22 protein-coding genes, 1 pseudogene and 1 riboswitch are annotated in these 21,756 nt (G+C 45.7%); of the genes and pseudogenes, 9 read left to right on the top strand and 14 right to left on the bottom strand.

The genetic code is table 11. The annotated features are described in order from the left end of the window. Positions 1-9: 9 nt before the first annotated feature. The 3 genes from FYJ59_RS04675 to thrH all read right to left on the bottom strand — a co-directional run bounded on the left by FYJ59_RS04675 (position 10) and on the right by thrH (position 2,209). Positions 10-384, bottom strand: coding sequence for a hypothetical protein (locus FYJ59_RS04675; RefSeq protein WP_154495566.1), 375 nt, complete (start codon positions 382-384; stop codon positions 10-12). A gap of 33 nt (positions 385-417) precedes the next feature. Then, a complete protein-coding gene (rsmH, locus tag FYJ59_RS04670) occupies positions 418-1,473 on the bottom strand; it encodes a 16S rRNA (cytosine(1402)-N(4))-methyltransferase RsmH (protein ID WP_154495606.1) in 1,056 nt (351 codons plus the stop codon). Positions 1,474-1,609: 136 nt separating this feature from the next. Next, positions 1,610-2,209, bottom strand: coding sequence for a bifunctional phosphoserine phosphatase/homoserine phosphotransferase ThrH (gene thrH, locus FYJ59_RS04665; RefSeq protein WP_118546648.1), 600 nt, complete (start codon positions 2,207-2,209; stop codon positions 1,610-1,612). A gap of 321 nt (positions 2,210-2,530) precedes the next feature. On the opposite strand from thrH, the gene FYJ59_RS04660 reads away from it, so the two are divergent. Then, on the top strand, positions 2,531-3,118 hold the full coding sequence (locus tag FYJ59_RS04660) for a 50S ribosomal protein L25 (RefSeq protein WP_022153295.1): 588 nt from the start codon (positions 2,531-2,533) through the stop codon (positions 3,116-3,118). Positions 3,119-3,964: 846 nt separating this feature from the next. On the opposite strand, the gene metK is transcribed toward FYJ59_RS04660, so the two are convergent. The 3 genes from metK to FYJ59_RS04645 form a co-directional block, all read right to left on the bottom strand. Continuing rightward, positions 3,965-5,152: a methionine adenosyltransferase gene (gene metK, locus FYJ59_RS04655; protein WP_154495564.1), complete on the bottom strand. Its 1,188-nt coding sequence runs from the start codon at positions 5,150-5,152 to the stop codon at positions 3,965-3,967. A 171-nt stretch (positions 5,153-5,323) separates the two neighbouring features. Continuing rightward, positions 5,324-5,431: riboswitch (SAM riboswitch) on the bottom strand. Between the two features lie 119 nt (positions 5,432-5,550). After that, positions 5,551-6,843: a UDP-N-acetylglucosamine 1-carboxyvinyltransferase gene (locus FYJ59_RS04650; RefSeq protein ID WP_022153297.1), complete on the bottom strand. Its 1,293-nt coding sequence runs from the start codon at positions 6,841-6,843 to the stop codon at positions 5,551-5,553. A gap of 85 nt (positions 6,844-6,928) precedes the next feature. Next, on the bottom strand, positions 6,929-8,515 hold the full coding sequence (locus tag FYJ59_RS04645; protein ID WP_154495562.1) for a peptidoglycan DD-metalloendopeptidase family protein: 1,587 nt from the start codon (positions 8,513-8,515) through the stop codon (positions 6,929-6,931). A gap of 212 nt (positions 8,516-8,727) precedes the next feature. On the opposite strand from FYJ59_RS04645, the gene FYJ59_RS04640 reads away from it, so the two are divergent. Beyond that, a complete protein-coding gene (locus tag FYJ59_RS04640; protein WP_154495560.1) occupies positions 8,728-9,924 on the top strand; it encodes a DNA polymerase Y family protein in 1,197 nt (398 codons plus the stop codon). Here the strand turns inward: FYJ59_RS04640 and FYJ59_RS04635 are convergent. From FYJ59_RS04635 to FYJ59_RS04620, 4 genes are all read right to left on the bottom strand, one after another. After that, positions 9,921-10,475: a helix-turn-helix domain-containing protein gene (locus tag FYJ59_RS04635; protein ID WP_118552190.1), complete on the bottom strand. Its 555-nt coding sequence runs from the start codon at positions 10,473-10,475 to the stop codon at positions 9,921-9,923. The two genes, FYJ59_RS04640 and FYJ59_RS04635, sit on opposite strands and share 4 nt — an antisense overlap. A gap of 109 nt (positions 10,476-10,584) precedes the next feature. Beyond that, positions 10,585-11,154: a flavin reductase family protein gene (locus FYJ59_RS04630; RefSeq protein WP_022153301.1), complete on the bottom strand. Its 570-nt coding sequence runs from the start codon at positions 11,152-11,154 to the stop codon at positions 10,585-10,587. A gap of 24 nt (positions 11,155-11,178) precedes the next feature. Next, positions 11,179-11,781, bottom strand: a complete 603-nt coding sequence (locus tag FYJ59_RS04625) for a hypothetical protein (protein ID WP_154495558.1) — start codon at positions 11,779-11,781, stop codon at positions 11,179-11,181. Between the two features lie 379 nt (positions 11,782-12,160). Further along, complete coding sequence (locus FYJ59_RS04620; protein ID WP_118546647.1) at positions 12,161-12,835, bottom strand: GTP pyrophosphokinase; 675 nt, start codon at positions 12,833-12,835, stop codon at positions 12,161-12,163. A 297-nt stretch (positions 12,836-13,132) separates the two neighbouring features. Between FYJ59_RS04620 and FYJ59_RS04615 the strand changes: the two genes are divergently transcribed. Beyond that, complete coding sequence (locus FYJ59_RS04615) at positions 13,133-13,399, top strand: hypothetical protein (protein WP_022153304.1); 267 nt, start codon at positions 13,133-13,135, stop codon at positions 13,397-13,399. 159 nt (positions 13,400-13,558) lie between these two features. Further along, positions 13,559-14,209, top strand: a complete 651-nt coding sequence (gene trhA, locus FYJ59_RS04610) for a PAQR family membrane homeostasis protein TrhA (protein ID WP_154495556.1) — start codon at positions 13,559-13,561, stop codon at positions 14,207-14,209. A gap of 71 nt (positions 14,210-14,280) precedes the next feature. Here the strand turns inward: trhA and galE are convergent, their stop codons facing one another. After that, positions 14,281-15,297: a UDP-glucose 4-epimerase GalE gene (galE, locus tag FYJ59_RS04605; protein WP_022153306.1), complete on the bottom strand. Its 1,017-nt coding sequence runs from the start codon at positions 15,295-15,297 to the stop codon at positions 14,281-14,283. A gap of 173 nt (positions 15,298-15,470) precedes the next feature. Then, positions 15,471-16,697 carry a UTP--glucose-1-phosphate uridylyltransferase gene (locus FYJ59_RS04600; protein WP_154495604.1) on the bottom strand — a complete coding sequence of 409 codons (1,227 nt, stop codon included), beginning with the start codon at positions 16,695-16,697 and terminating at the stop codon, positions 15,471-15,473. A 291-nt stretch (positions 16,698-16,988) separates the two neighbouring features. Here FYJ59_RS04600 and FYJ59_RS13890 point away from each other — a divergent pair, with 291 nt between their 5' ends. Beyond that, positions 16,989-17,132 carry a hypothetical protein gene (locus FYJ59_RS13890; protein ID WP_022153308.1) on the top strand — a complete coding sequence of 48 codons (144 nt, stop codon included), beginning with the start codon at positions 16,989-16,991 and terminating at the stop codon, positions 17,130-17,132. 516 nt (positions 17,133-17,648) lie between these two features. Here FYJ59_RS13890 and spoIIID read toward each other — a convergent pair. Continuing rightward, the gene (gene spoIIID, locus FYJ59_RS04595) at positions 17,649-17,900 is read right to left on the bottom strand and encodes a sporulation transcriptional regulator SpoIIID (protein ID WP_022153310.1); all 252 of its coding nucleotides are present in this window, start codon (positions 17,898-17,900) and stop codon (positions 17,649-17,651) included. Between the two features lie 242 nt (positions 17,901-18,142). On the opposite strand from spoIIID, the gene FYJ59_RS04590 reads away from it, so the two are divergent. The 4 genes and pseudogenes from FYJ59_RS04590 (at position 18,143) to FYJ59_RS04575 (ending at position 20,162) form a co-directional block, all read left to right on the top strand. Further along, positions 18,143-18,988 (top strand): 4Fe-4S binding protein, encoded by an 846-nt coding sequence (locus tag FYJ59_RS04590; RefSeq protein WP_154495554.1) that lies wholly within the window; start codon positions 18,143-18,145, stop codon positions 18,986-18,988. A gap of 140 nt (positions 18,989-19,128) precedes the next feature. Further along, positions 19,129-19,464 (top strand): annotated as a pseudogene (locus FYJ59_RS04585) (MFS transporter); the annotation flags it as partial. Positions 19,465-19,626: 162 nt separating this feature from the next. Further along, complete coding sequence (locus FYJ59_RS04580; RefSeq protein WP_154495550.1) at positions 19,627-19,809, top strand: hypothetical protein; 183 nt, start codon at positions 19,627-19,629, stop codon at positions 19,807-19,809. A 110-nt stretch (positions 19,810-19,919) separates the two neighbouring features. Further along, a complete protein-coding gene (locus FYJ59_RS04575; protein WP_154495548.1) occupies positions 19,920-20,162 on the top strand; it encodes a polya polymerase in 243 nt (80 codons plus the stop codon). A 317-nt stretch (positions 20,163-20,479) separates the two neighbouring features. On the opposite strand, the gene FYJ59_RS04570 is transcribed toward FYJ59_RS04575, so the two are convergent. After that, entirely contained in the window at positions 20,480-21,715 is a 1,236-nt protein-coding gene (locus tag FYJ59_RS04570) for a DUF6591 domain-containing protein (protein WP_154495546.1), read from the bottom strand. Between the last annotated feature and the right edge of the window lie 41 nt (positions 21,716-21,756).

Below are 21,756 nucleotides of genomic sequence, written 5' to 3'. Positions count from 1 at the left end.
GTTCCCTTTCTAGTGCAGTTCTTTTGCTTTTTTCACGCATTCCTCATAGGTCGGTCCTACCTGTTCTCTGTGATAGTCCGGAGCAAGCATCGCCGCAAAATACAGGTTCTCCAGTGTCTCTTCCTGTGCCGCTGTGGGATGGGAAGGCACCACTACACGGGTGCTCCATACTAACATACAGCCGGTATACTCCACCATGAAAAATATGGGCTCCATATTTTTCTCCATACGGCTGTTCAGTGTCAGTTTATCTTCGCCGGAGATCTCTTCCAGTTTCTTGATATGGGAAGGCTGCGGTTCCTCTACACTGCCGTCCGGCAGGATCACGCACTCGCAGGGCTCCATATCTTCCCTATGTGCATTCATATATTCCATGACAGTCATTCCCACACCTCCTTTGTTCTATCTGTCAGTCTGTTATTCTTCCGCCCGGATCGCCCAGCGCATTTTCGTGGAACGGGCTCTGCCGTTCTGCGCGCATTCTTCTGCCGAGGGTCGCACTACATCTTTGGAATAGTCTGCATAAATTCCGTCCCGGCAGCCTTCTTTCAGTGCTCGTTTTACCAGTTTGTCTTCACCGGAATGGAACGTGAGAATCGCGACTCTTCCTCCGGGTTTCAATGCTCCCGGCAACTTTTCCATGAACTCATACAATACTTCAAATTCACGGTTCACATCAATACGCAGAGCCTGGAACGTTCTCTGACAGGTCTTCTTGATCGTATCTTTTTTCTCCTTTTCCGGGAGAAAAACCAGGGTCTTCTCGATCACTTCTCTTAATTTCGTCGTGGTATCGATCCGGTGTCCCTTGCGGATCTCATCGGTGATGGCCTTCGCCAGTTCCTCGCAGTAGGGCTCGTCGGAATTCTCATAGAGCATTCCCGCCAGTTCTTCCCTGCTGATCGTATCTAAGCGCTCGGCCGCACTGATACCCTGTGTCTGATTCAGTCGCAGGTCTAGGGGTCCGTCCACCTTAAAAGAAAATCCTCTCTCCGGATTATCGATCTGCATAGAAGATACTCCCAGATCCGCCAGGATAAAATCAAATCCACCGGCCTCTTTTGCGATCTCATCTATGGTACAGAAATTCTGCAATTTAATTGTCAGGATATCCTCTCCATACCCGGCATCCGCCAGACGTTTCCTCGTCTTGGCAGACTCTTCCGGATCTACATCTGTGGCATAGATATGGCCACGGCCCTGTAACTGTTCCAGCATAGCTTTTGTATGTCCACCGTACCCCAGCGTCGCGTCAAATCCGGTCTCTCCCGGCTGGATCTTCAGAAAATCCAGGATCTCCTGTACCATAATGGATCTATGCATACCTGCGGGCGTATTGCCCTTGCTGATGACATGGGCAATGGTATCTCCGTATTTTTCCGGCTGTAATTCTTTATATTTTTCCTCGTATTTTTTCGGATATTTTCCCTTATACCGCACACGGCGCTTATGGGGTGTCTGTTCCTGCTCCATTCCCATGATTACCTCATTCCAAATTAGTATAATGTGGGCGTCAAAAGCGCAGGCATCCTGCTCGATACCCACGCTTCCTTTTTTGCTTCCTTTTCTCTTAATTAAAGATGTCTTTTATTTTAAATGATGTCTTTTATTATAGTGCGCTCTTGATCGCTGCCATCAATTCATCATAAGTCTCATATGCCGGCAGCTCCGGATGATCCTTTTTGATCTGCTCAGTACTCTTGAACAGGAAGCCTGCCTTGCTGGCCTGGATCATACCCAGATCGTTATGGCTGTCGCCGCTGGCGATGGTCTGGAAGCCGATGGACTGCAGTGCCTTGACCGTAGTATATTTGGAATTCTCCACACGCATCTTAAATCCGGTGATCTCTCCGTTCTCAGCTACTTCCAGAGAATTACAGAAAATGGTCGGATAACCTAATTTTTTCATCAGAGGACCGGCAAACTGTGAAAAGGTATCGCTGATAATGATGACCTGGGTAATAGAGCGCAGCTCGTCTAAGAATTCCTTCGCGCCCGGGATCGGGTCGATCTTCGCGATTGTATCCTGAATTTCCTTCAGTCCCAGACCATGCTCCTTCAGTATCCCAATTCTCCATTTCATTAATTTATCGTAATCCGGCTCGTCTCTGGTGGTTCTCTTCAGCTCCGGGATCCCACTGGCCTCCGCAAATGCGATCCAGATCTCCGGTACCAGTACTCCTTCCAGATCCAGGCATACAATATTCATATCCATCCTTGTGTCCTCCCAGTAAATTCAAATGTATTTGCGAAAAGTATACCCTATTTTACTGCTTCGTGCAACCATTTACTTTCTTGTTGTAACGTGTTGTATATGTTGTAGTATGTTCTTATGATGCAATGGTGAAGATGACATTCTCTGAGCATTTTTTGAAATTTGCTTGTAATTTTTACTTTTTCTTCCTTATTTTTGTGACATTTTTACTGTTTACTTTGTTCTATATGTGCTATAATAACCATAGTGTGAAAAGAACTTCCGACAAGCTCTCATCTACACCAAACCAACGTAGAGATAGAGGAGGCAATTGTTATGTTGACATTAAAAGCTGAGAAAAGAAATCCTGAGGAAAAGGCAAAGAAATTAAGAAGAGACGGTTTTATCACCGGTGTCCTGTACGGCAAAGAAATGAAGGAAAACGTATCCTTGAAATTCACAGAGAAGGATGCAGCTGCTTTCATTAAAAACGCGAAAGAAGGCACGCAGGCTTATCTGGAACTGGACGGAAAAAATGTAGATGTTCTGGTGAAGAATATTGATTTTGATCCTCTGACGAAGAAATATATGGCTCTGGACTTCCAGGCTCTGGTAGCCGGTGAAGTCGTATCTGCTACCGTTCCTATTGTATATCTGAATGAAGACAAGGTACAGGGTATCTTTGAAGCAGAGTTGTCCGAAGTACATTACAAGGCTGATCCCGCACATCTGTTGGAGCCCATTGAGATCGATCTTGCAACACTTCCCCAGACAACCAAGACCATGTATGTAAAAGACCTGAAGCTGGAGGAGAAGGGCGTCCATGTCACAACTTCCGGTGAACAGCAGCTGTTCCATATCGGTGCATACGGACAGGAAGAGACTGACGAAACCGAAGCCGAAGCCGCTGACGAGACGAAATAACCCACTGCAGCAATCATTGATCATTCCTTGAATACCGCCCGGAGAGTTTTGTGATATACTCCTTTCCGGGTGGTATTTTTGATTTTGCTAACTTGAGAGTTTACGCGAGCAATGAGCCGCGCATAGGCAAAATAAGAACCGTGATTGGGAGCTTGCTCACAAATCACGGTTTTTACTTTTGGCGTGATGCGGCGAACGCCGCGATATGAAATAAGATTGGCAGCGCCTTTTGCTGCCAATCTTATGAATAGCGTGGCTCATTGCGGATGCCATCTGCCACCCGGGGAGATCTGTTTGTATTAAAAACACCATTTTCTGCTAAAAAAATACAAAAACATGAGATTTTGCCATGTAAAAAGCTGTTATTTTCGCTGAGCGTGCAAAATGAAGAAATTCCGTACAAAAATTCCTGATTTAGAAGTTTTTTTGTACGGATTTTGCTATTTTCATGCGATTTTCACCAAAGCAATAGAAAGAGGGCTACGGGGCTGTTTCGCTAACTCCCTGCTTAGTAGGGCAAGCATATTACTGCCCTGAAAGTGCTTTTAGAAATCCAAGCAGTATTTTTATTGAAGAATTCATGAAAACGTTCTGACAATTACCGCTTCGGCATAGGATGCTTCCATTCCGGCAGTAAGTATCAGTCACTATAAAAGAAAATCACTTCAAACTTACTGCTTATACAGCACAAAATAGATTTCAGGCGGTAAAGATTGGAACAGCAAAACCAAAATACCACCCAGGAAGACAACAAAGTCATCCGGGTGGTATTTCACTAACTTTCAATTTAGTAAAAGAAGTATATTACTGCTCAGGCAGTAATATACTTCTTAATTGTCGTTCCACTTACAAATATTTTTTTAACAGATCTACCTTGTCCAGTTTCTCCCAGGGCAGATCCACATCGGTGCGTCCGAAGTGACCATAGGAAGAGGTCTGCTTATAGATAGGTCTGCGCAGATCCAGCATCTTGATGATTCCTGCAGGTCTTAAGTCAAAATTCTCACGGATGATCTCTACCAGCTTGCCATCGTGCAGTTTGCCGGTGCCGAAGGTATCTACCATGATGGAGGTAGGCTGTGCTACGCCGATAGCGTAAGACAGCTGAATTTCACACTTCTCAGCCAGTCCTGCTGCTACGATATTTTTAGCAACGTAACGAGCGGCATAAGCGGCACTTCTGTCCACCTTGGTGCAGTCCTTGCCGGAGAAAGCTCCGCCGCCGTGACGGGCATATCCGCCGTAGGTGTCTACGATGATCTTACGACCGGTCAGTCCGCTGTCACCGTTGGGTCCGCCGATCACGAAACGTCCGGTAGGATTAATGAAAAATTTGGTATCTGCGTCGATCATGTCTGTGGGCAGGATCGGATCGAATACGTATTTTTTAATGTCCTCATGAATCTGCTCCTGAGATACATGCTCGTCATGCTGGGTAGACAGAACGACAGCTTCCAGACGGACAGGCTTGCCATTCTCATCATACTCTACGGATACCTGGCTCTTACCATCGGGTCTTAAATAAGATAATGTTCCGTCCTTACGTACCTTGGTCAGCTGTCTGGTCAGCTTGTGTGCCAGGGAGATAGGATACGGCATATATTCCGGAGTCTCATCGGTAGCGAAACCGAACATCATGCCCTGGTCTCCTGCACCGATCGCATCCAGCTGCTCGTCAGTCATATGACTCTCTCTTGCTTCCAGTGCCTTGTCTACGCCCATAGCGATATCGGCAGACTGCTTGTCCAGAGACACCATAACGGCACAGGTATTGCCATCGAAGCCTTTCTCGGAAGAGTCATAACCGATCTCGGTCACGGTCTTACGAACGATAGCGGGAATATCAATGTTAGCCTTGGTGGTGATCTCACCCATTACCAGTACGAAACCGGTGTTGGTGCAGGTCTCACATGCTACACGGCTGAACGGATCCTGCTCCATCAGTGCATCCAGCACCGCATCAGATACAGCATCACAGATTTTATCGGGATGTCCTTCGGTTACGGACTCCGATGTAAATAAACGTTTTTCCATTTGTCCTCCATTCTGCTTCCCTATGGGAAGAGGGTCTAGTGGTGTATAAGTTACTTAAAGTCCTATCATCCAACGCCATATACGCAAAATCGCATCTTCAATGCCAGTCGTTCTGAATGATACAAAAAAGTCCGCTTTGTTAAGCGGACTGATTTAACGATTGATCAAATCCTCTTATTGTTCGACAATTGCTCGCTCAGGTGGGCACCTTCCGCATCTCGTATGCGGGGTTGCCGTGGCTTCCTCGATCCTATGTATCTCCACCACTCTGAATAAGGGAAAGTCTATATGAACTTTTCTACATAGGCTAGCTTACTATGAGATGCCCTGTTTGTCAACAGACATTTTTTCTCAGTTGTAGCACGCACTCAGTTGTAGCATCAGTAATCCCGACAGGATCAACCGATCTTTAATTTGAACTTCCGTAAATCTCTCTCGGTTTCGATCAACTCGATCTGCGCTCCCAGTCCCTGTAATTTCAGATGGAAGTCTTCGTAGCCTCTCTCGATATATCGGATGTCATCCACGGTGGAAAAGCCTTCCGCAGACATTGCTGCCAACACCAGTGCAGCGCCTGCCCGCAGATCCGGTGCGGAAATATTTGCTCCGGTATATCTGGATACACCGTCAATGATGGCGGTATTGCCCTCTACTTTGATATTGGCTCCCATACGGGTCAGTTCATCTACATATTTGAACCGGTTCTCGAAAATACTCTCGGTCACGATGCTGGTCCCTTTGGACAGTCCCAGTGCCACAGTGATCTGCGGCTGCATATCGGTAGGGAATCCGGGATAAGGCAGAGTCTTCACCTGCGTATGCTGCAGAGGCTTGGATGCCACCACGCGGATACAGTCATCCGCTTCCTCTACTTCACAGCCGATCTCCAGCAGCTTCGCCGTAATAGACTCCAGATGCTTGGGGATCACATTTTTCACCGTTACATCGCCCTTGGTCACCGCTGCCGCGAACATAAATGTGCCCGCCTCGATCTGGTCGGGGATCACGGCATACTCAGTACCATGCAGATGGGATACACCCTTGATACGGATCACATCCGTACCGGCGCCCTTGATGTTGGCTCCCATACTGTTCAGAAAGTTCGCCAGGTCTACCACATGGGGCTCCTTGGCTGAATTCTCGATAATGGTGGTGCCTTCTGCCATTACAGCGGCCATCATGATATTGATGGTAGCACCAACGCTGACCACATCCATATAAATATGACTGCCGCGAAGATGCTCCGCATGGGTCTTGATCAGTCCATGCTCGATCTTCACCTCCGCACCCAGGGCACGGAATCCCTTGATGTGCTGGTCAATGGCACGACAGCCGATATCACAGCCGCCGGGAAGTGCCACCTCCGCATGCTTATATTTTCCCAAAAGAGCACCGATCAGATAATAGGAAGCTCTGATCTTCTTGATATTTTCATCTTCTACTACCAGTTCACTGATATTGGATGCGTTGAGAGTCACCTTATGGCGATCGGTGCGCTTTACGATCACACCAATGTTCTCCATAGCGCACAAAAGTACGTTCGTGTCTCTTACATCCGGCATATTTTCTATATAAACAGTCTCATCCGTCATTACGGAAGCAGCAAGAATAGGAAGTGCCGCATTCTTAGCACCTCCTATTTCTACTTCTCCGACTAATGGATTACCGCCTTTAATTGCGTATTGTTCCATTGTTTCTTACCTCTGTTATTCTCAGATCAGAAAAACCTTCTTAAGCACTTATACCACATTTTGGGAGATTTGTAAATACAACACCCTAATTCAGGTACTTGAGCGGGTTCACCTGGCTGCCGTTAATCAGAATCTCAAAATGAAGATGAGGTCCCGTACTGATACCGGTATTTCCGCTGAGTGCGATACGTTCTCCCTGCTTTACTGTCTGTCCGGCCTTGACCAGTACCTTGCTCAAATGACCGTATCTGGTCTGTCTGCCGTCCTCATGGTTAATGTAGACACAATAACCGTATCCGCTTCCCCATCCGGCTTTCACAACGGTTCCGCCGCAGGAAGCAAACACTGCAGTTCCGGTAGGAACTGACCAGTCAACGCCCTTATGATAGCTGCTGGCACCCTTGGTAGGTGACTTTCTCCGTCCAAATCCGGACGACTGACGTCCGCCGGAGATCGGTTTGATATAGGTGGGAGGAATCTTGGTTCCCCGTTCTACGATCTTGGGAACCGCCTCCATGACTACTTCTTCTTTCAGGATATCCCTGGTCACCTCTCTGTCATTCAGATAGGATACGTCTGCCACCACGCGACGGAATCCGGCGGAAGGCTGCTGCAGCACCTTGGTCTGCGTCGTATACCAGGAATCGTTGTCCACATAAATCACATCCGCATCGTAGACTTCTTCATAATAATTCTGTTCCATACGTTCTACGGACAATTCCGGCTCGGGAACGGTGATGATCAGCTTGTCTCCCACACGGATCGTAGAATTTTCATCTGTCAGTGTCTCACTGTTCATGGCAATGATCTGATCAATGGGAATGTTGACTTTGATGGAGATCTCGGACAGGGTATCTCCACTGACCACCTCATATTCACCGGGAGTCTCCTGATCCTTGATCACATCCTCGATCGCCTGATCCAACGGCGTCAGCATATTCTCCGGAAGATAGGTTTCCACGATCTCTACCTTCTCCGCAAAATCCATAGTCATCAGACCCAGCTCGTAGTCCTCGAAATCCTTTTCTTCCTGTTGATCTGCCTGGGCGCCGGCCTGATCCAAGGCTGTCTGTACACCACCTGCATAGATGGCTTCTTCCTTCTGCTCTTCCTGTGCGGTCAGTTCCTGACGATTCACCACTTCTGTGGTAAGCACATTGAATTCCTTCTGTGCATCATGCGTCAGTTCCACACTGAATTTTTCTTCCGAATCATATTTGTCCACTGCTGCCTGCAGCAGAGATTTCACCTCATCCACACTGGACAGGTTAACCATGTATTCATTTACCTTCATAGTATAAGATCTGTGGGATGTCTCACGGATACTGCTCTCCAGCTCACGCTCCATGGCTGCCAGCATGGTATCTTCCCCTGTCAGTGTGCCCCACAAAGCTTCTTCGCCCACAAGCTTCAGATCTGCGTCTATAAAAATCATATCCTCGCTCTGGGAAGCGATATTTCTTCTGGCTTCCTGTAAAAGCTGTTCGGCTCTGTCCGCTTCGCCTACGGTTCCGATCTCCGTTCCGTTCAAAAATACATGAAAGTAATTTTCTCCGGTCTTCTCAAACACTGTATATCCTTTTAGGAAAAAAAGACTCACAAAAATAGTTACCAGCGTGGTTTTCACATATGTATATTTTACTCTCTTCGAGTAAGATGTCAGTTTCTTCATGGATTCCTTCTCAATCTATTGTATCTATATCAGTATGTCCACATAGGACTTTTTTATGCCGATCTGTTGTAATAACTTTGTAACATATAGATTCTATCAGCATTTATATGCCTTGTAAAGCAAGAATATCTGTTCGATTTATATGTTTTCCGCCGACGTATTCTATGCTATACTAACTATATCGGAAAAAGTTTTGCAGAGAGGAGCTGCCTATGCCGGACCGCGATCGTCTTATTTTTCATATTGATGTTAATTCCGCCTTTTTAAGCTGGACGGCACTGGAGCGTCTGGCGCAGGGAGATTCCGTGGATCTGCGCACCATTCCCGCCATTGTGGGGGGCGATACTTCCACCAGACATGGCGTCGTACTGGCCAAATCCATCCCCGCCAAGGCCTTCGGTATCACTACGGGGGAGCCTGTGGTCAACGCCCTGCGGAAATGTCCTCATCTGGTCATGGCCTCTCCGGATCATTCCATGTACCGCGAAAAAAGCCGGCTGCTCATGGAACATCTGTCGGGTATCTGCCCGGACATTGAACAGGTCAGCATTGATGAATGTTATATGGATTATTCCCCGATCGCGGCGCAGTATTCCTCTCCGGAAGCTGCCGCTGCTTACATTCGTGATTCTGTGCGGGAAAAATTTCATTTTACTGTAAATGTTGGGATTTCGGACCGAAAGGTCCTGGCCAAGATGGCTTCGGATTTTCAAAAACCGGATAAGACACATACCTTATATCAGGAAGAGATCCCGGAAAAGATGTGGCCGCTTCCCGTCTCTACCCTGTTCACCTGCGGACACTCCAGTGCGGAAACACTTCGGAAACTGGGGATCCTCACCATAGGTGACCTGGCGAAGACAGACCCTGTCATTTTGGAATCGCATCTCAAGAGCCACGGCCGTAGTCTGTGGAAATATGCCAATGGCATAGACGATTCCGTTGTGGCACTCGTTCCTTCCAAAGCAAAAGGGATCGGCAATTCCACCACGTTAAGCAGTGATGCTCTGACGGAAGAGGACGCACGTAAGGTATTACTGTCCCTCTGTGAATCCGTGGGGCAGCGCCTGCGCTCCTCCCATCAGCTGGCAGGCCAGGTATGTACCGAGATCCGCTACAGCGATTTTCGCAATGTTTCTCACCAGATGCCCCTGGCCGTCCCTACCGCCTCTCCGGATCTGTTGTTGGAAAGTGCTGTTTCCCTATTTGGCGAACTGTGGGACGGAACTCCCATCCGGCTGTTGGGCGTACGCACCTCTAAGCTGGTACCCGAGGATGAACCGATCCAGCTCAGTCTGTTTGATTACACCACACCACGCTCTGAGAAACAGCAGAAGCTGGATGCTGCTCTGGATGATATCCGTGCAAAATACGGAAAGGATGCTGTAAAACGTGGAAGTTTTGTTTAATGCTGTGTGGTGATGATCATATTGCATACCGCTTTTTCTTCACCGGCATTTCGGTATACATGTTTTCTGTCACATGCAAAATAAAGTGAGCTTCCCCTTTTTACATGAAAACTCTGATCGTCCAGTATAAGCTCGATCTCACCGGATACTACCGTCAGATACTCCCATGTCTGTTCTCCGTAGGATTCACTTTCCATCTGTGCTTTTCCGTCCAGTTCTCCCTGATAGATTTCAAAATTCCTGCCGGCATCAAACGGAAGCATCACATAGATCCGGTACTGGCCTTCCTTTTCCTTGAAGACCGGTGCCTCCTCCGGAGAGGGCATGACCATGATCTCTTTTCTGTCATAGATCAGCTGCTCGAAAGGCACCTTCAAACCCTCCACGATTTTTCCTATAGTGGACACCGTGGGATTGGATTCTCCCCGTTCGATCTGTCCCAGCATGCTTTTACTCACTCCGGTGCGTTCTGCCAGCATATCCAGACTCATATTTTTGGACTTACGAATTCTTTTGAGATTCAATGCTATGTTTTTATCCAACTGTGTCATACACTCACCCAGACTTTCCGCATAAAAAAAGCACCAGACGCCTGTCTGATGCTACTTCTTCGTAGTAAATAAATATTTACGTTTATGATATCCGACTTGGTGCCAAACGTCAAGTTCTTTTTTTCCGGACACTGTACCCGAATGTGCCCAATAATTCTCCGCAGCCAAAGTAGGATCCATGGGAATACATGATCGGTTCCGCCTGTTCCAGATGGAACTTGTGGTTCTCGTCCATATATTTTTCGTCAGCATGAACAGCTACCACATCCGCCAGAAACATATCGTGGGATCCCAACGGCATGATCTGGCGTACCTTGCATTCGATGTTCACGGGGCTCTCGCCGATCATCGGCGCTTTCACCACGGATGCAGGGACTGCCGTAAGCTTCATCTCTTTAAATTTATCCACATCCCGTCCACTTCTGACGCCGCAGTAGTCCGTGGCGTAGACCAGTTCCTTCGTAGTCAGATTGATCACAAACTCTCCGGTCTCCTTCAGAATCGGATAGGAATATCGCTCCGGACGCACGGAGATCGATACCATGGGCGGATTGGTACATACTGTTCCCACCCAGGCCAGGGTGATAATGTTGGGATGCCCCTCCTGATCCGCCAGACTTACCATGACCGCCGGCAGCGGATATAACATATTGCCCGGCTTCCAAAGTTCTTTACCCATAGTTAACCTCGTTTTCCGTATTTTCTAGAAGATATGAAGAATATTCAATACATGCAGTACAATATCTGCCGCAGCTACCAACAGTGCAGCGATCGATACTCCCAACACACCGTTTAATTTACCGTTCAGGCTTTCTTTGATCTTGCCTGCGATCGCTTCGGTCTGCTTCTCATTTTCCTCCACCACAGCCGCCTGCACATTGCGGTATACCTTTACACACTCCTTATGGACGTTCTCATCACTTCCGTCCAGTTTCTCATCCAGATGTTTGCGCAATTCCTCCAGTTCTTCCGTGTTCTGTCGGATCTCCTCCAGCTTTGTGGTATATTCCTGCTGCAGCTCCTGCAGCTTTTCCGTATTCTCCTGCTGCATCTTGCGAATGGCAGCTACGCTTTCCTCGGAAAGCTTTGTCACCTCCGGAGCAATCGTCTCGGACATCAGTGTCTCCATCGCATGATTGACTGCTCTCAGTTCCTTATTGACCTGCTGCATCTGCGCCAGGCATTCGTCATATTCCCGCAGCTGATTCTTCAGCTGATCCATTTCCTCTGCATCCGCTGCGGAGTTGGCCTTGATCATCTCCTGGGCATTCAGCTTTTGCGCAAGTTTATCCATAAAAGTATCCATCCATTTTCCTCCAAACATATTCGTCCCTCATGTGAACCTTTTTCCGTTTCAACTGCTCCTATTTTACCATGTTTCTCCCACGGTTACAACCAAAACCCCAGGAATACTGCGTTTTCAAAGCATGTTCGTTTTTATGCAATTTGTACAATTTGTTTTTCTGTTTCTGTGCTTTTTCGTAAAATTCACCAAGTTTTCACATCGTGTTCATAATTTGTTCATAATCGATTGGTATACTTTAGTTACAGTCAAGGAAGAGATAAGAATTCCGAATAACAAAGCATATAAGATAAATTTTTTCATAATAGCCCAGGCGCCGAAAGGTGTCTGGGCACTCCTCATTTTATGGGGGTTTTGCATGTCACCAGCAGAAGCTTTTGCATTATTTGGATGTTCCGCTATTTAATTGTTTTTCCTCTTCTCTCTTTTTGCTGATTGCCAGGATCTCTTCGTTCAGAGACAGCATCCTTGCATCCAGATCCGATACCATGCGCGCACATTCCACCAGTTCGTTTTTGATATTCTCCGGTGCATCTCCTTCGAATTTGTAATGAATCTTATGCTCCAGGCTGGCCCAGAAATCCATGGCTACTGTACGGATCTGTACTTCTACCTTCGTATCCACTGTACGATCCGACAAATATACAGGTATGCTTACGATCATGTGATAGCTTTTGTAACCGCTGGCCTTGGGATAAGTAATGTAATCTTTCACAGCGATCACCTTAATATCTCTCTGATCCCGGATCATGTCCGCGATCCGGTAGATATCGGACGTAAAAGAACAAATAATGCGGATTCCCGCAATGTCATTTATGTACTTTACCATATTATCTATCGTAGATTCCTGTCCGTAACGTTTCAATTTCTTGACAATACTTTCGGGTGTCTTGATCCGTGCCTTAATATGTTCGATCGGATTGTACTGATGTACATGCTGGAATTCATCATTCAGGATCTGCATCTTCGTCTCCATCTGACGCAGCGCCGCACTGTATACCAGCGTAACCTCCTTCCAGCTATCGATTCCATCCCCATTTTCAACCTTAAATTCCATATTCCCTCTCAATCTCTTCTGTCACAGAAGGCTCTGCGACCATTTTGTCATATTTCTTACTTCTATAGACGCTTTTTCGTCACGAAAATTCCGTATTCGTAAATGTACTTATGATAATTATAGCATACCTCCTTTTAAAAATGTATAATTTTAACAAAACCTTTATCATTTTTTAAGATTGATTGGGCAGTTTTATTGCTTTTTACTTGCAGGTAATTCTTCTTGCGATTATAATCTATAAGCAAAGAATCCTTTGTACCACCATTTCTTAATGATAAGTTTATAAGGAGATTTTCCATGTTTCGTCTGTGGGCTAAAATATTTCAAAATAATCATATGCTGAAAGATATTTGTATCGAGGACGGCAGCGATGATACCCGTACCCATAAAGTTTTTCACTCTCTCGACGAAGTCTGCCATCAGTTTGATCTTGGTACGCCCATCTGGCTGGATCTGAACATTTCTGATTTCAAACGGCATAACAAGACCCGTTTTACCCAGGACAGTTTTGTGGAATCTATTGATTTCGACTATCTGGAAATACAGGTAATCGAAGAAGACTGATAATTGCTATTGACTTTTCCTTTTTTCTGCGGTAGTATTTGCTTTGTTAGATGTAGTATTTAATACTACGTGTAGAAGTTTACAAAAGCATGTGTTGTTATTCTAATGAATAATGCATCTGTTTTGCGGATAGAATGTTCTAAAAAGGAGGAGTATATTATGCAGATCACAATCAGAGAACCCGGAAGTGCCATTACACATTTTATTGCCATGATGATGGCTGTTTTCGCAACTGTTCCGCTGTTAGTCAAGGCCGGAATCCAATCCGGATGGGAAAATTTCCTGGCGATGGCGATCTTTATGGGAAGTATGATCCTGTTGTACGGCGCCAGTGCCACCTATCATTCCGTAGACCTCACCGGAAGAAGTCTGCGTGTCTTTCGTAAACTGGACCACATGATGATCTTCGTACTGATCGCCGGATCCTATACTCCGGTATGTCTGATCGTGCTTGGTGGAAAATTAGGTTATACCCTGCTTGCCCTGGTGTGGGGTATCGCCGCTGTCGGCATGCTGGTAAAAGCCTGCTGGATCACCTGTCCCAAATGGTTTTCTTCCGTGATCTATATTGCCATGGGCTGGGTATGCGTTCTGGTATTCGGACCTTTGCTTAAGACCCTGTCAGCGCCTGCGTTTCTGTGGCTGCTGGCGGGCGGCATCATCTACACCGTTGGCGGTGTCATCTATGCCCTGAAGCTGCCGATCTTCAATGCAAAGCATAAGTTCTTCGGCTCCCACGAAGTATTCCATTTATTTGTCATGGGCGGAAGTATCTGCCACTTTATCTTCATGTATCTGTATGTCGCATGATCTCAGTAATGTGACCGCTATACAAAAAGAAGACCGTGTGGTATTTTACCATACGGTCTTCTAAGTTTTATTTATTCTTCGTATCCGTTGGGATTGTTCTTCTGCCATCTCCAGGAATCTTCACACATTTCCTTGATGCCGTTCTCCGCTTTCCAACCAAGCTCCTTCTCTGCCAGAGAAGCATCGGAATAACAGGTAGCGATATCGCCTGCACGACGGGGCTTGATCACATAGGGAATCTTCACACCGGTAGCTGCTTCAAAGTTCTTCACAATATCCAGAACGCTGTAGCCTACGCCGGTTCCCAGGTTGTAGATCTTCAGTCCTGCATTCTCCTCGATCTTCTTCAGAGCCTTCACATGACCCTTTGCCAGGTCTACTACGTGAATGTAATCACGCACGCCGGTTCCGTCGGGGGTATCATAATCATCACCGAAGACACCCAGCTCTTTCAGCTTGCCAACTGCCACCTGTGTGATGTAAGGCATCAGGTTGTTGGGGATACCATTGGGGTTCTCACCGATGGTGCCGCTCTTGTGTGCTCCGATCGGGTTGAAGTAACGAAGCAGGATCACGTTCCATTCGGGATCTGCCTTCTGGATATCGGTCAGGATCTGCTCAAGCATGGATTTGGTCCAGCCGTAAGGGTTGGTGCACTGTCCCTTGGGGCATTCCTCTGTGATGGGGACAAATGCGGGATTACCATATACGGTAGCGCTGGAAGAGAAGATGATGCTCTTCACACCGTGTTTTCTCATAACATCTACCAGAGTCAATGTACCTGCAATATTGTTCTCGTAATATTCCCAGGGCTTCTGTACGGACTCGCCGACTGCCTTCAGTCCTGCAAAATGGATGACTGCATCGATCTGCTCCTTGCTAAAGATCTCCTCCAGCGCTTCACGATCCAGAATGTCTGCCTTATAAAAAGGAACCTTTTTGCCGGTGATGGCTTCTACTCTGGGGATCACTTTCTCACTTGCATTGCAGAGATTATCCAATACAACAACATCATAGCCTGCCTGCTGTAATTCCACCACGGTATGACTGCCGATGAATCCGGCACCACCTGTTACCAAAATTCTCATACTCTCTCCTATCCGCCGCATACCGGACAATACCATTTGTTCACTGCTGCGACCGCACGATCTCTCATCTGTCAGATCCGGATGAGATTATTTCTTCGTTTCTTACAGTATCAGATTACTGTAATTCTGTTGTTTCCTCAATAACCTTATGTTGTGAAAAGCTGTCGAAATGTTTACAGCACAACGCCATTCTCAACGAGCAGTTCTCTTGCACTCTCCACCGAATCCACACCGGTTTTATTCTTGATGGGGGCGAATTCTTTTCTTCTGACTACCTCGAAGGGCAGACAGCTGTCCATCTGGTGGATCATATCCAGTACCAGGCTCTCGAATTTGTAGCCGTTGGGAGTCTCCGGCTTCACCGGTTCTCCGTTCTCATCCAGATACGGGATCTTTTTCTCTACAATGTGCAGGGGCATTTTTTCTTCCATGATCTTCTCCAGGTCCTGTACTTTGAAGAGATAATTCAGGATAACTCCGTAGTTATACGCGGGTTCGCCCTTCTCATCCTTCGCATTCATCAGTTCATCGGTCAGCTCATAGTACTCCACGATGGAAGGTCTGCCGTCCTCTAAGCACATAACGCCTACTTTTTCATCCGGCGCATTCTTGCGGACCACCTTGGAGCCTACGACACAGCCTCTCTGGATCGTAGCACCGATAAAGCAGGGATCCGCGATACGCTGCAGGACGTTGTCCACGGCAAATACATTCAGCCATTCAATTCCCTCGTTATGTACGATATCCAGCATGCCGTTATTTTTCATGGAAATGAACCATCCGCCGTTGCCGTTGGGAGAGGTGGACAGCTTGCCCTTCTCCTCCAGATAAATCTTACCCTCGTAATCGGTAGCCGCCGCCATCTCCTGCTTGAAAAAGTGCACATACTCCGCCTTGTATCCGAAATAGTCATGTTCCTGTAAAAAGGCGATGGTGGCATCATTATTCTTATCACTGGTCATCACAAACAGATGGATCCATGCATCTGCCTGATGTACGACTTCCAGCAGATTATTGATCAGACACTCAAAAATATACAGCTCATGGGTCAGTCCCACATTGTACATTCCCTTGGGATTGTCAGAGCCTAATCTGGTACCCATGCCGCCTGCTAACAGAACCGCTGCTACCTTCCCCTGACGGATCGTCTCGATACCGGTTGCCGTAAAATTCTCTCTGTTTGCCTCGATCTCATCTAACTGCATTGCAGCAAGCGGAGTGATCACTCCTTTTTTCGCCAGATCCTCCTTGTGCTTACAAGCTTCCAAAATGCTCATATCTGTAGCCTCGATCTGATCCAGAATCCCCCGCTTCTCTTCTTCGGTAAGTTCCCCGTAATACTTCAGAACATGTTCCTGACCATACTTTGCAAGCTTCTCCTTAGCCTGTTCCAGTGTCATACTCATATTCTACCTCCCATTTTCTTAAACTGTCATTTGTCAGCAACAGTCATTTTTTTCTATTATACTTGATATTCCCTACTATTGCAAACCTAACTCCCGGGATCGTTTCCACCCGTTAAGATTCTGTAAATGTGTTGCAAAGATTCTGTAAATAACCCGAAAAAATAGTGTTAAGGGTCTGGCAAAACTATTCACCCGGGGAGATCTGTTTACTATAATACGGTATGTAAAGTTTTCGAAGGAATCAGCAAGCACTTTACAGACTGACAAAAAAGCGAGGAATCCATCATGAATATCGGAATTTTAATTATTGCAATCGTAGGCGGTGCTACCGGACTTTTATCCACAGCATATCTGGCAATCAGTTTCCCTGCTGTGCTCCTGTGGAAGCTCTATCGCAGGGTGGTCCACAGAATTCCTCTCACCCAATAAGCTAACCACAAACACTTTCCCTCTAAAAAGGACCCGGAAGCTTTCGCCCGGGTCCCTTGTCGTATTCACGTATTCTGTTTTACTCCTGCACCGGGTCCCAATTTTCATCCACCAAGGTCGCAGTTACTGTAATTCCCTCCGGTGCATTTTCTGCACAGATCACCAGATAGAACATCTCCTCTTCTTCATCCACGGTATATTCTGAAGGATCCTCGATCTTATATACAGCAAATCCTTCCAGATACTGCTGTAGCTCGATAAATCCACTCTCTAAAAGGGCTTCGTAATAAGCTTCTTTTACTGCCTCGCTGTCTCCGCAGGCATAGGTCTTCGCGGAAGCAAATCTGCCTTCCTCACTGTCCGTCCTTCGATCTCTCTCCGTACATCATTCAAAAAATCTGTTGCCATCGTATTCTCCCCTCACAAATGTAATACGTGATATGCATTCATTATATAAGGTGTCATCAGCCATTTCAAGATATTTTCCCGTACAGAAGCTATTGCCTGCCCGAACATCTAGTGCTGATGGAGATATTTTTCTCTGGTAGCCAGTCCGCCCCGGATATGTCGTTCAGACTTGTTGATATCCAGAACCTTTCTTGCCTGCTTCGCCAACGACGGATTCACCTGCACCAGCCGCTCCGTCACGTCCTTATGTACTGTGCTTTTCGAGATGCCGAACGCCTTCGCTGTCTGCCGCACTGTGGCGTTGTGGTCGATGATATAGTTGGCTATCCCAATAGCTCGTTCTTCAATATAGTCTTTCAAAGGAAAACCCCTCAGGATACTTTTTTACAGTGTATGAAAGTATCTGAGGGGTTATGATAGGGATTGGCACTACTCCAAAAATTCCTAACAAATCTTCAATTATTGTATCTTGCAGTAAATTTTTACAATGATCTTACAAAATGCAGTCGTATATTTTATGCTATTCGTTTATGATGTATTGTAGGATTTTATGAAGCAAGGTAATATTATTTTAAAAAATGAAACCGGAGGAGCATGGGATAATGATGAGAAAAAATAAAATGCTTCGCAAATATGTGCCGTCAGTTCTGCTATTTTTGTTATTTGAGGCAGTGGCAGTCGCACTATGGATCGCAAAGGATAACATGTTTTATCTGTTGAATTTCAGCTACATCGGAGGCTGTCTTGCATTAGGGACAGTTCTTTTTACTGCCGGAAAATGCTATGCCCGACATTTTGTACAACTGGCAGTAGGGAGCTATATGTTGCTGTACCTCGGCATAATCTCCCGCGAAAATATGCAGATTGAAGGCTTTTGGTACTATCTGTTTCTGGGCGTTTTTGAGGCGGCAACGATTCATTATTCGGTGGCAAAGATTTTTGGCCCGCTGGTCTTCGGGCGGGGATGGTGCGGCTATGCCTGCTGGACAGCTATGGTGCTGGATTTTCTGCCTTACAAGCAGCCGAAAAAGGCTCGAAAAGAAAAGTTAGGCATTCTGCGTTATGTGATGTTTGCGCTATCCCTGACAGTGGTTTCCTGTCTGTTTTTGATGAAAATCGCTCATCTGGAGGAGATCATGTTCCGGATGTTTCTTGCAGGGAATGCAGTTTACTATATTGCCGGTATTGTGCTGGCCTTTGTATTGAAAGATAACCGCGCATTCTGCAAGTATCTGTGTCCGGTTACGGTATTTCTTAAGCCGATGAGCTACTTTTCGCTTCTGCGCATCCATTGTGACGAAAATAAATGCGTCCATTGTGGCAAGTGCCTGCAGGTTTGTCCTATGAATGTCGAAGTCAACCAAGAATCTCGTAAACGAAAAAACGGAACTGAGTGCATTCTCTGTTACGAATGCACAAAAGCCTGCCCCACCAAAGCGCTGCATTAAGGCGCTCCTCGGGGGGGCGCACATTGCACCATTTTCAACTCTATACAAGTCTACACAATTACTCTGTCTTAATCCATTGACGCTGAAATCCTCATATGAGAGATGGAATAGTGTTATTCCCATTTTTTGCGGTCTGGTGGATTACAGCATATTTTGGGATTGCAGTGTTTGCGATGTTTCTGAAAGAACAGTGGCAGTTTTGGTTTCTGGCAATTCTGGTGGGAATGTTCCAGGGCGGAATCCAGGCACTTTCCAGATCTTATTTTACCAAGATCATACCTGCCGAGAAAACAGGAGAATATTTTGGACTTATGGACATATGTGGGAAAGGCGCTTCCTTCCTTGGTACGATCGTGATCAGCCTTGTTTCACAATTAACCGGACAAGTAAATATCGGAGTGGGAGCGATTTCGTTGTTTTTTATATTGGGTATGATCGTATTTAAAATGTCTACCGCGGAAGCAGGATCAATGTGAACGCAGTTGTCCATCACCTCAGGATACTTTTTTACAGTGTATAAAAGTATCTGAGGGTTATGCATCCTGACAATTAAGCCGTTATTTGACAAATATTTTGTTTCAAAATATAATAGTTGTACTTTACAAGTATTAATTTTGAACATACGGGAGGACTTTTTTGTGAAAGAGTCAAAGCTCCGGCTGCGTTCCGCCGGTTTACTTTCCTCTGCTCCCATTTCCCAATCTGATTATCCGGAAGCCTACACACGACTTCTGGATGGCAAACAGAGGGATGCCATCTTTGATTACAAGGAAGGAGATGTAGACACGATGTACTTCACCGGTGTGGAAATCACACCATAATGGTCTCACTCCGAAATAATCACTTGCATTATCTTCTCTAAAAAGTATAATATTTATAACAGCCTTGTTTTTAACAAATATTACACGTACATACGAAAAGGAGGGTTCTTATGAAATTAACAAAAATCGAACAGGTAAACGAGTTTCTTGCTATTGTTGACAGTTGTAAAGGGGATGTTACTTTAAGATCCGTAGACGGTGATATTTTTAATCTGAAGAGCAAACTTTCCCAATATATTGCCATTGCTGCTTTGCTTGGTCAGCATGGTGATGAACTTGAGTTATTCTGCTCAGACAGTTCTGATGAGGGAAAATTCATGAATTTCCTGATGAAAAATCCCGATGTGCAATAGATTCACTTATAAATAATATACAATGATAACAAAGCACTCTGGGGCTGCTACCCCAGAGTGCTTTGTTATTTATTAAAAATCGATTTCATACTCCAAATATCTTCTAGCTTCATTTTTTGTTTCACTTAAAACCGTCAAATTTCCGGTGCATTTTAGTCCTTTCAATATGGCATATCATTTTGCAATTGTCTCCGCAACATCTATAATTTGCATGTTGATCATTACGCAAATATCCCTCAGAACGCTCTTACAGTGTCTGAGGGATACCTATGTCGTTATCTTATTTCAGGGGATAGAATGCTCACCATTAACATCAATTAATATTCCGCTTCCGCAAGTCTTTCGTACACTCTTGTCTGAACCTCTATGTAGTACTCAAGTTCCGCATCATTCAAATCCTCACTGCCCCACTGATCGAATTTCTTAGTGAAATCATCATACTTTGACATGTAGCTCATATAATCAGCGATAAGACCGGGATCTGTGGGATTCTTACTATATTTCTCCATGAAGTCACAATATTCGTTCATAAATGCCTCATAGCTGTCCATCGCTTCTTTGAAGTCTTTGCGAAGTCCATCCTCACCAACAGTAGCATTACCAGAATCAACGACCTGCTTCTGTTCTTCGGCTTTTGATTCTGCAGCGGCTTCTTCCGGCTTAGACTCTGTAATAGGTTCTTTTTCTTCCGGCTTTCCCATCTCCGGTTTCTCAGTCTCTTGTTCTGTATTCTCAGTGTCAGCTACCGCCCCGGCATCTTTCTCCGGCTCATCAATACGAATCAACATGATGTTATTGCCTTCATAACTCAGGGATAAATAGTAACCTTCTTCATTATAAGCCCTATAATAATTTTCTCCCTTATCATAATCAACATCAAAGCCATAATCTGAGCAATCCGCTACATATTCATCATACTCTTCCTTACTGGTATCTCCTACATACACAGAAAAGTTCGTATCATGCTCGTAATTGAATTTCCCCGTCGTGGAAGATGGCTCCGGAAGAAGATCACCCGCTGTTCCGGTGGGCCAGGTGATGGTTCCTAATTTCATAGGTGCTTTAACCGTAATTGTCAGATTGTCATCAATATGGGTCAGATTCAAAGAATAACCTTCCGAATCAAACGCATCATAGGAGTATGTGGACTTTTTTGTATCCACAATAAATCCCTGTTCCATGCACTGATTCAAATATTTGTTATACTGCTCATCCGTAACCTTTTCCAGACTTACACACAATTCTTCCTCCGAGTTTATGAGAATACTTCCATGATTTGAAGGAAATTGCGGTATTGCTTCTTTCAATATAACTGCAGACCAATCTGTTTTTTCTTTTTTATTGGCAGTAACCGAAGCCACTACACCCAACACCAAAATGATAACGATGCAAAGAAACCACGCTCTTTTATAGATTGGTTTCTTTGGCTGCTGTGACACACCCGGCTGTTGCTGCATGGGCTGTGATGCCGTTGTTGCCTCAGCCTCTGCTTTGGTGCCGCATTCCGGGCAAAATTTTCCCTCAAATTCCGAACCACAATGTTTACATTTCATGCCTTTTTCCTCCTGTCATTCGAAGTTTTCCACTCCGCCTT

Origin of the sequence: Waltera intestinalis, from assembly GCF_009695995.1 — a bacterium.
Lineage (GTDB): Bacteria > Bacillota > Clostridia > Lachnospirales > Lachnospiraceae > Acetatifactor > Acetatifactor intestinalis.
This window is presented reverse-complemented; position numbering and strand designations above follow the sequence as displayed.

Bases quoted from the DNA above. Each gene is read 5' to 3' on its own strand.
- FYJ59_RS04590 (WP_154495554.1), top strand. From the start codon at position 18,143: ATGATGAGAAAAAATAAAATGCTTCGCAAATATGTGCCGTCAGTTCTG.
- FYJ59_RS04625 (WP_154495558.1), bottom strand. From the start codon at position 11,781: ATGGATACTTTTATGGATAAACTTGCGCAAAAGCTGAATGCCCAGGAG.
- FYJ59_RS04660 (WP_022153295.1), top strand. From the start codon at position 2,531: ATGTTGACATTAAAAGCTGAGAAAAGAAATCCTGAGGAAAAGGCAAAG.
- FYJ59_RS04575 (WP_154495548.1), top strand. From the start codon at position 19,920: ATGAAATTAACAAAAATCGAACAGGTAAACGAGTTTCTTGCTATTGTT.
- FYJ59_RS04640 (WP_154495560.1), top strand. From the start codon at position 8,728: ATGCCGGACCGCGATCGTCTTATTTTTCATATTGATGTTAATTCCGCC.
- thrH (WP_118546648.1), bottom strand. From the start codon at position 2,209: ATGAATATTGTATGCCTGGATCTGGAAGGAGTACTGGTACCGGAGATC.
- FYJ59_RS13890 (WP_022153308.1), top strand. From the start codon at position 16,989: ATGAATATCGGAATTTTAATTATTGCAATCGTAGGCGGTGCTACCGGA.
- FYJ59_RS04675 (WP_154495566.1), bottom strand. From the start codon at position 384: ATGACTGTCATGGAATATATGAATGCACATAGGGAAGATATGGAGCCC.
- FYJ59_RS04635 (WP_118552190.1), bottom strand. From the start codon at position 10,475: ATGACACAGTTGGATAAAAACATAGCATTGAATCTCAAAAGAATTCGT.
- rsmH (WP_154495606.1), bottom strand. From the start codon at position 1,473: ATGGAGCAGGAACAGACACCCCATAAGCGCCGTGTGCGGTATAAGGGA.
- galE (WP_022153306.1), bottom strand. From the start codon at position 15,297: ATGAGAATTTTGGTAACAGGTGGTGCCGGATTCATCGGCAGTCATACC.
- FYJ59_RS04570 (WP_154495546.1), bottom strand. From the start codon at position 21,715: ATGAAATGTAAACATTGTGGTTCGGAATTTGAGGGAAAATTTTGCCCG.
- FYJ59_RS04650 (WP_022153297.1), bottom strand. From the start codon at position 6,843: ATGGAACAATACGCAATTAAAGGCGGTAATCCATTAGTCGGAGAAGTA.
- trhA (WP_154495556.1), top strand. From the start codon at position 13,559: ATGCAGATCACAATCAGAGAACCCGGAAGTGCCATTACACATTTTATT.
- metK (WP_154495564.1), bottom strand. From the start codon at position 5,152: ATGGAAAAACGTTTATTTACATCGGAGTCCGTAACCGAAGGACATCCC.
- FYJ59_RS04620 (WP_118546647.1), bottom strand. From the start codon at position 12,835: ATGGAATTTAAGGTTGAAAATGGGGATGGAATCGATAGCTGGAAGGAG.
- FYJ59_RS04600 (WP_154495604.1), bottom strand. From the start codon at position 16,697: ATGACACTGGAACAGGCTAAGGAGAAGCTTGCAAAGTATGGTCAGGAA.
- FYJ59_RS04615 (WP_022153304.1), top strand. From the start codon at position 13,133: ATGTTTCGTCTGTGGGCTAAAATATTTCAAAATAATCATATGCTGAAA.
- FYJ59_RS04645 (WP_154495562.1), bottom strand. From the start codon at position 8,515: ATGAAGAAACTGACATCTTACTCGAAGAGAGTAAAATATACATATGTG.
- FYJ59_RS04630 (WP_022153301.1), bottom strand. From the start codon at position 11,154: ATGGGTAAAGAACTTTGGAAGCCGGGCAATATGTTATATCCGCTGCCG.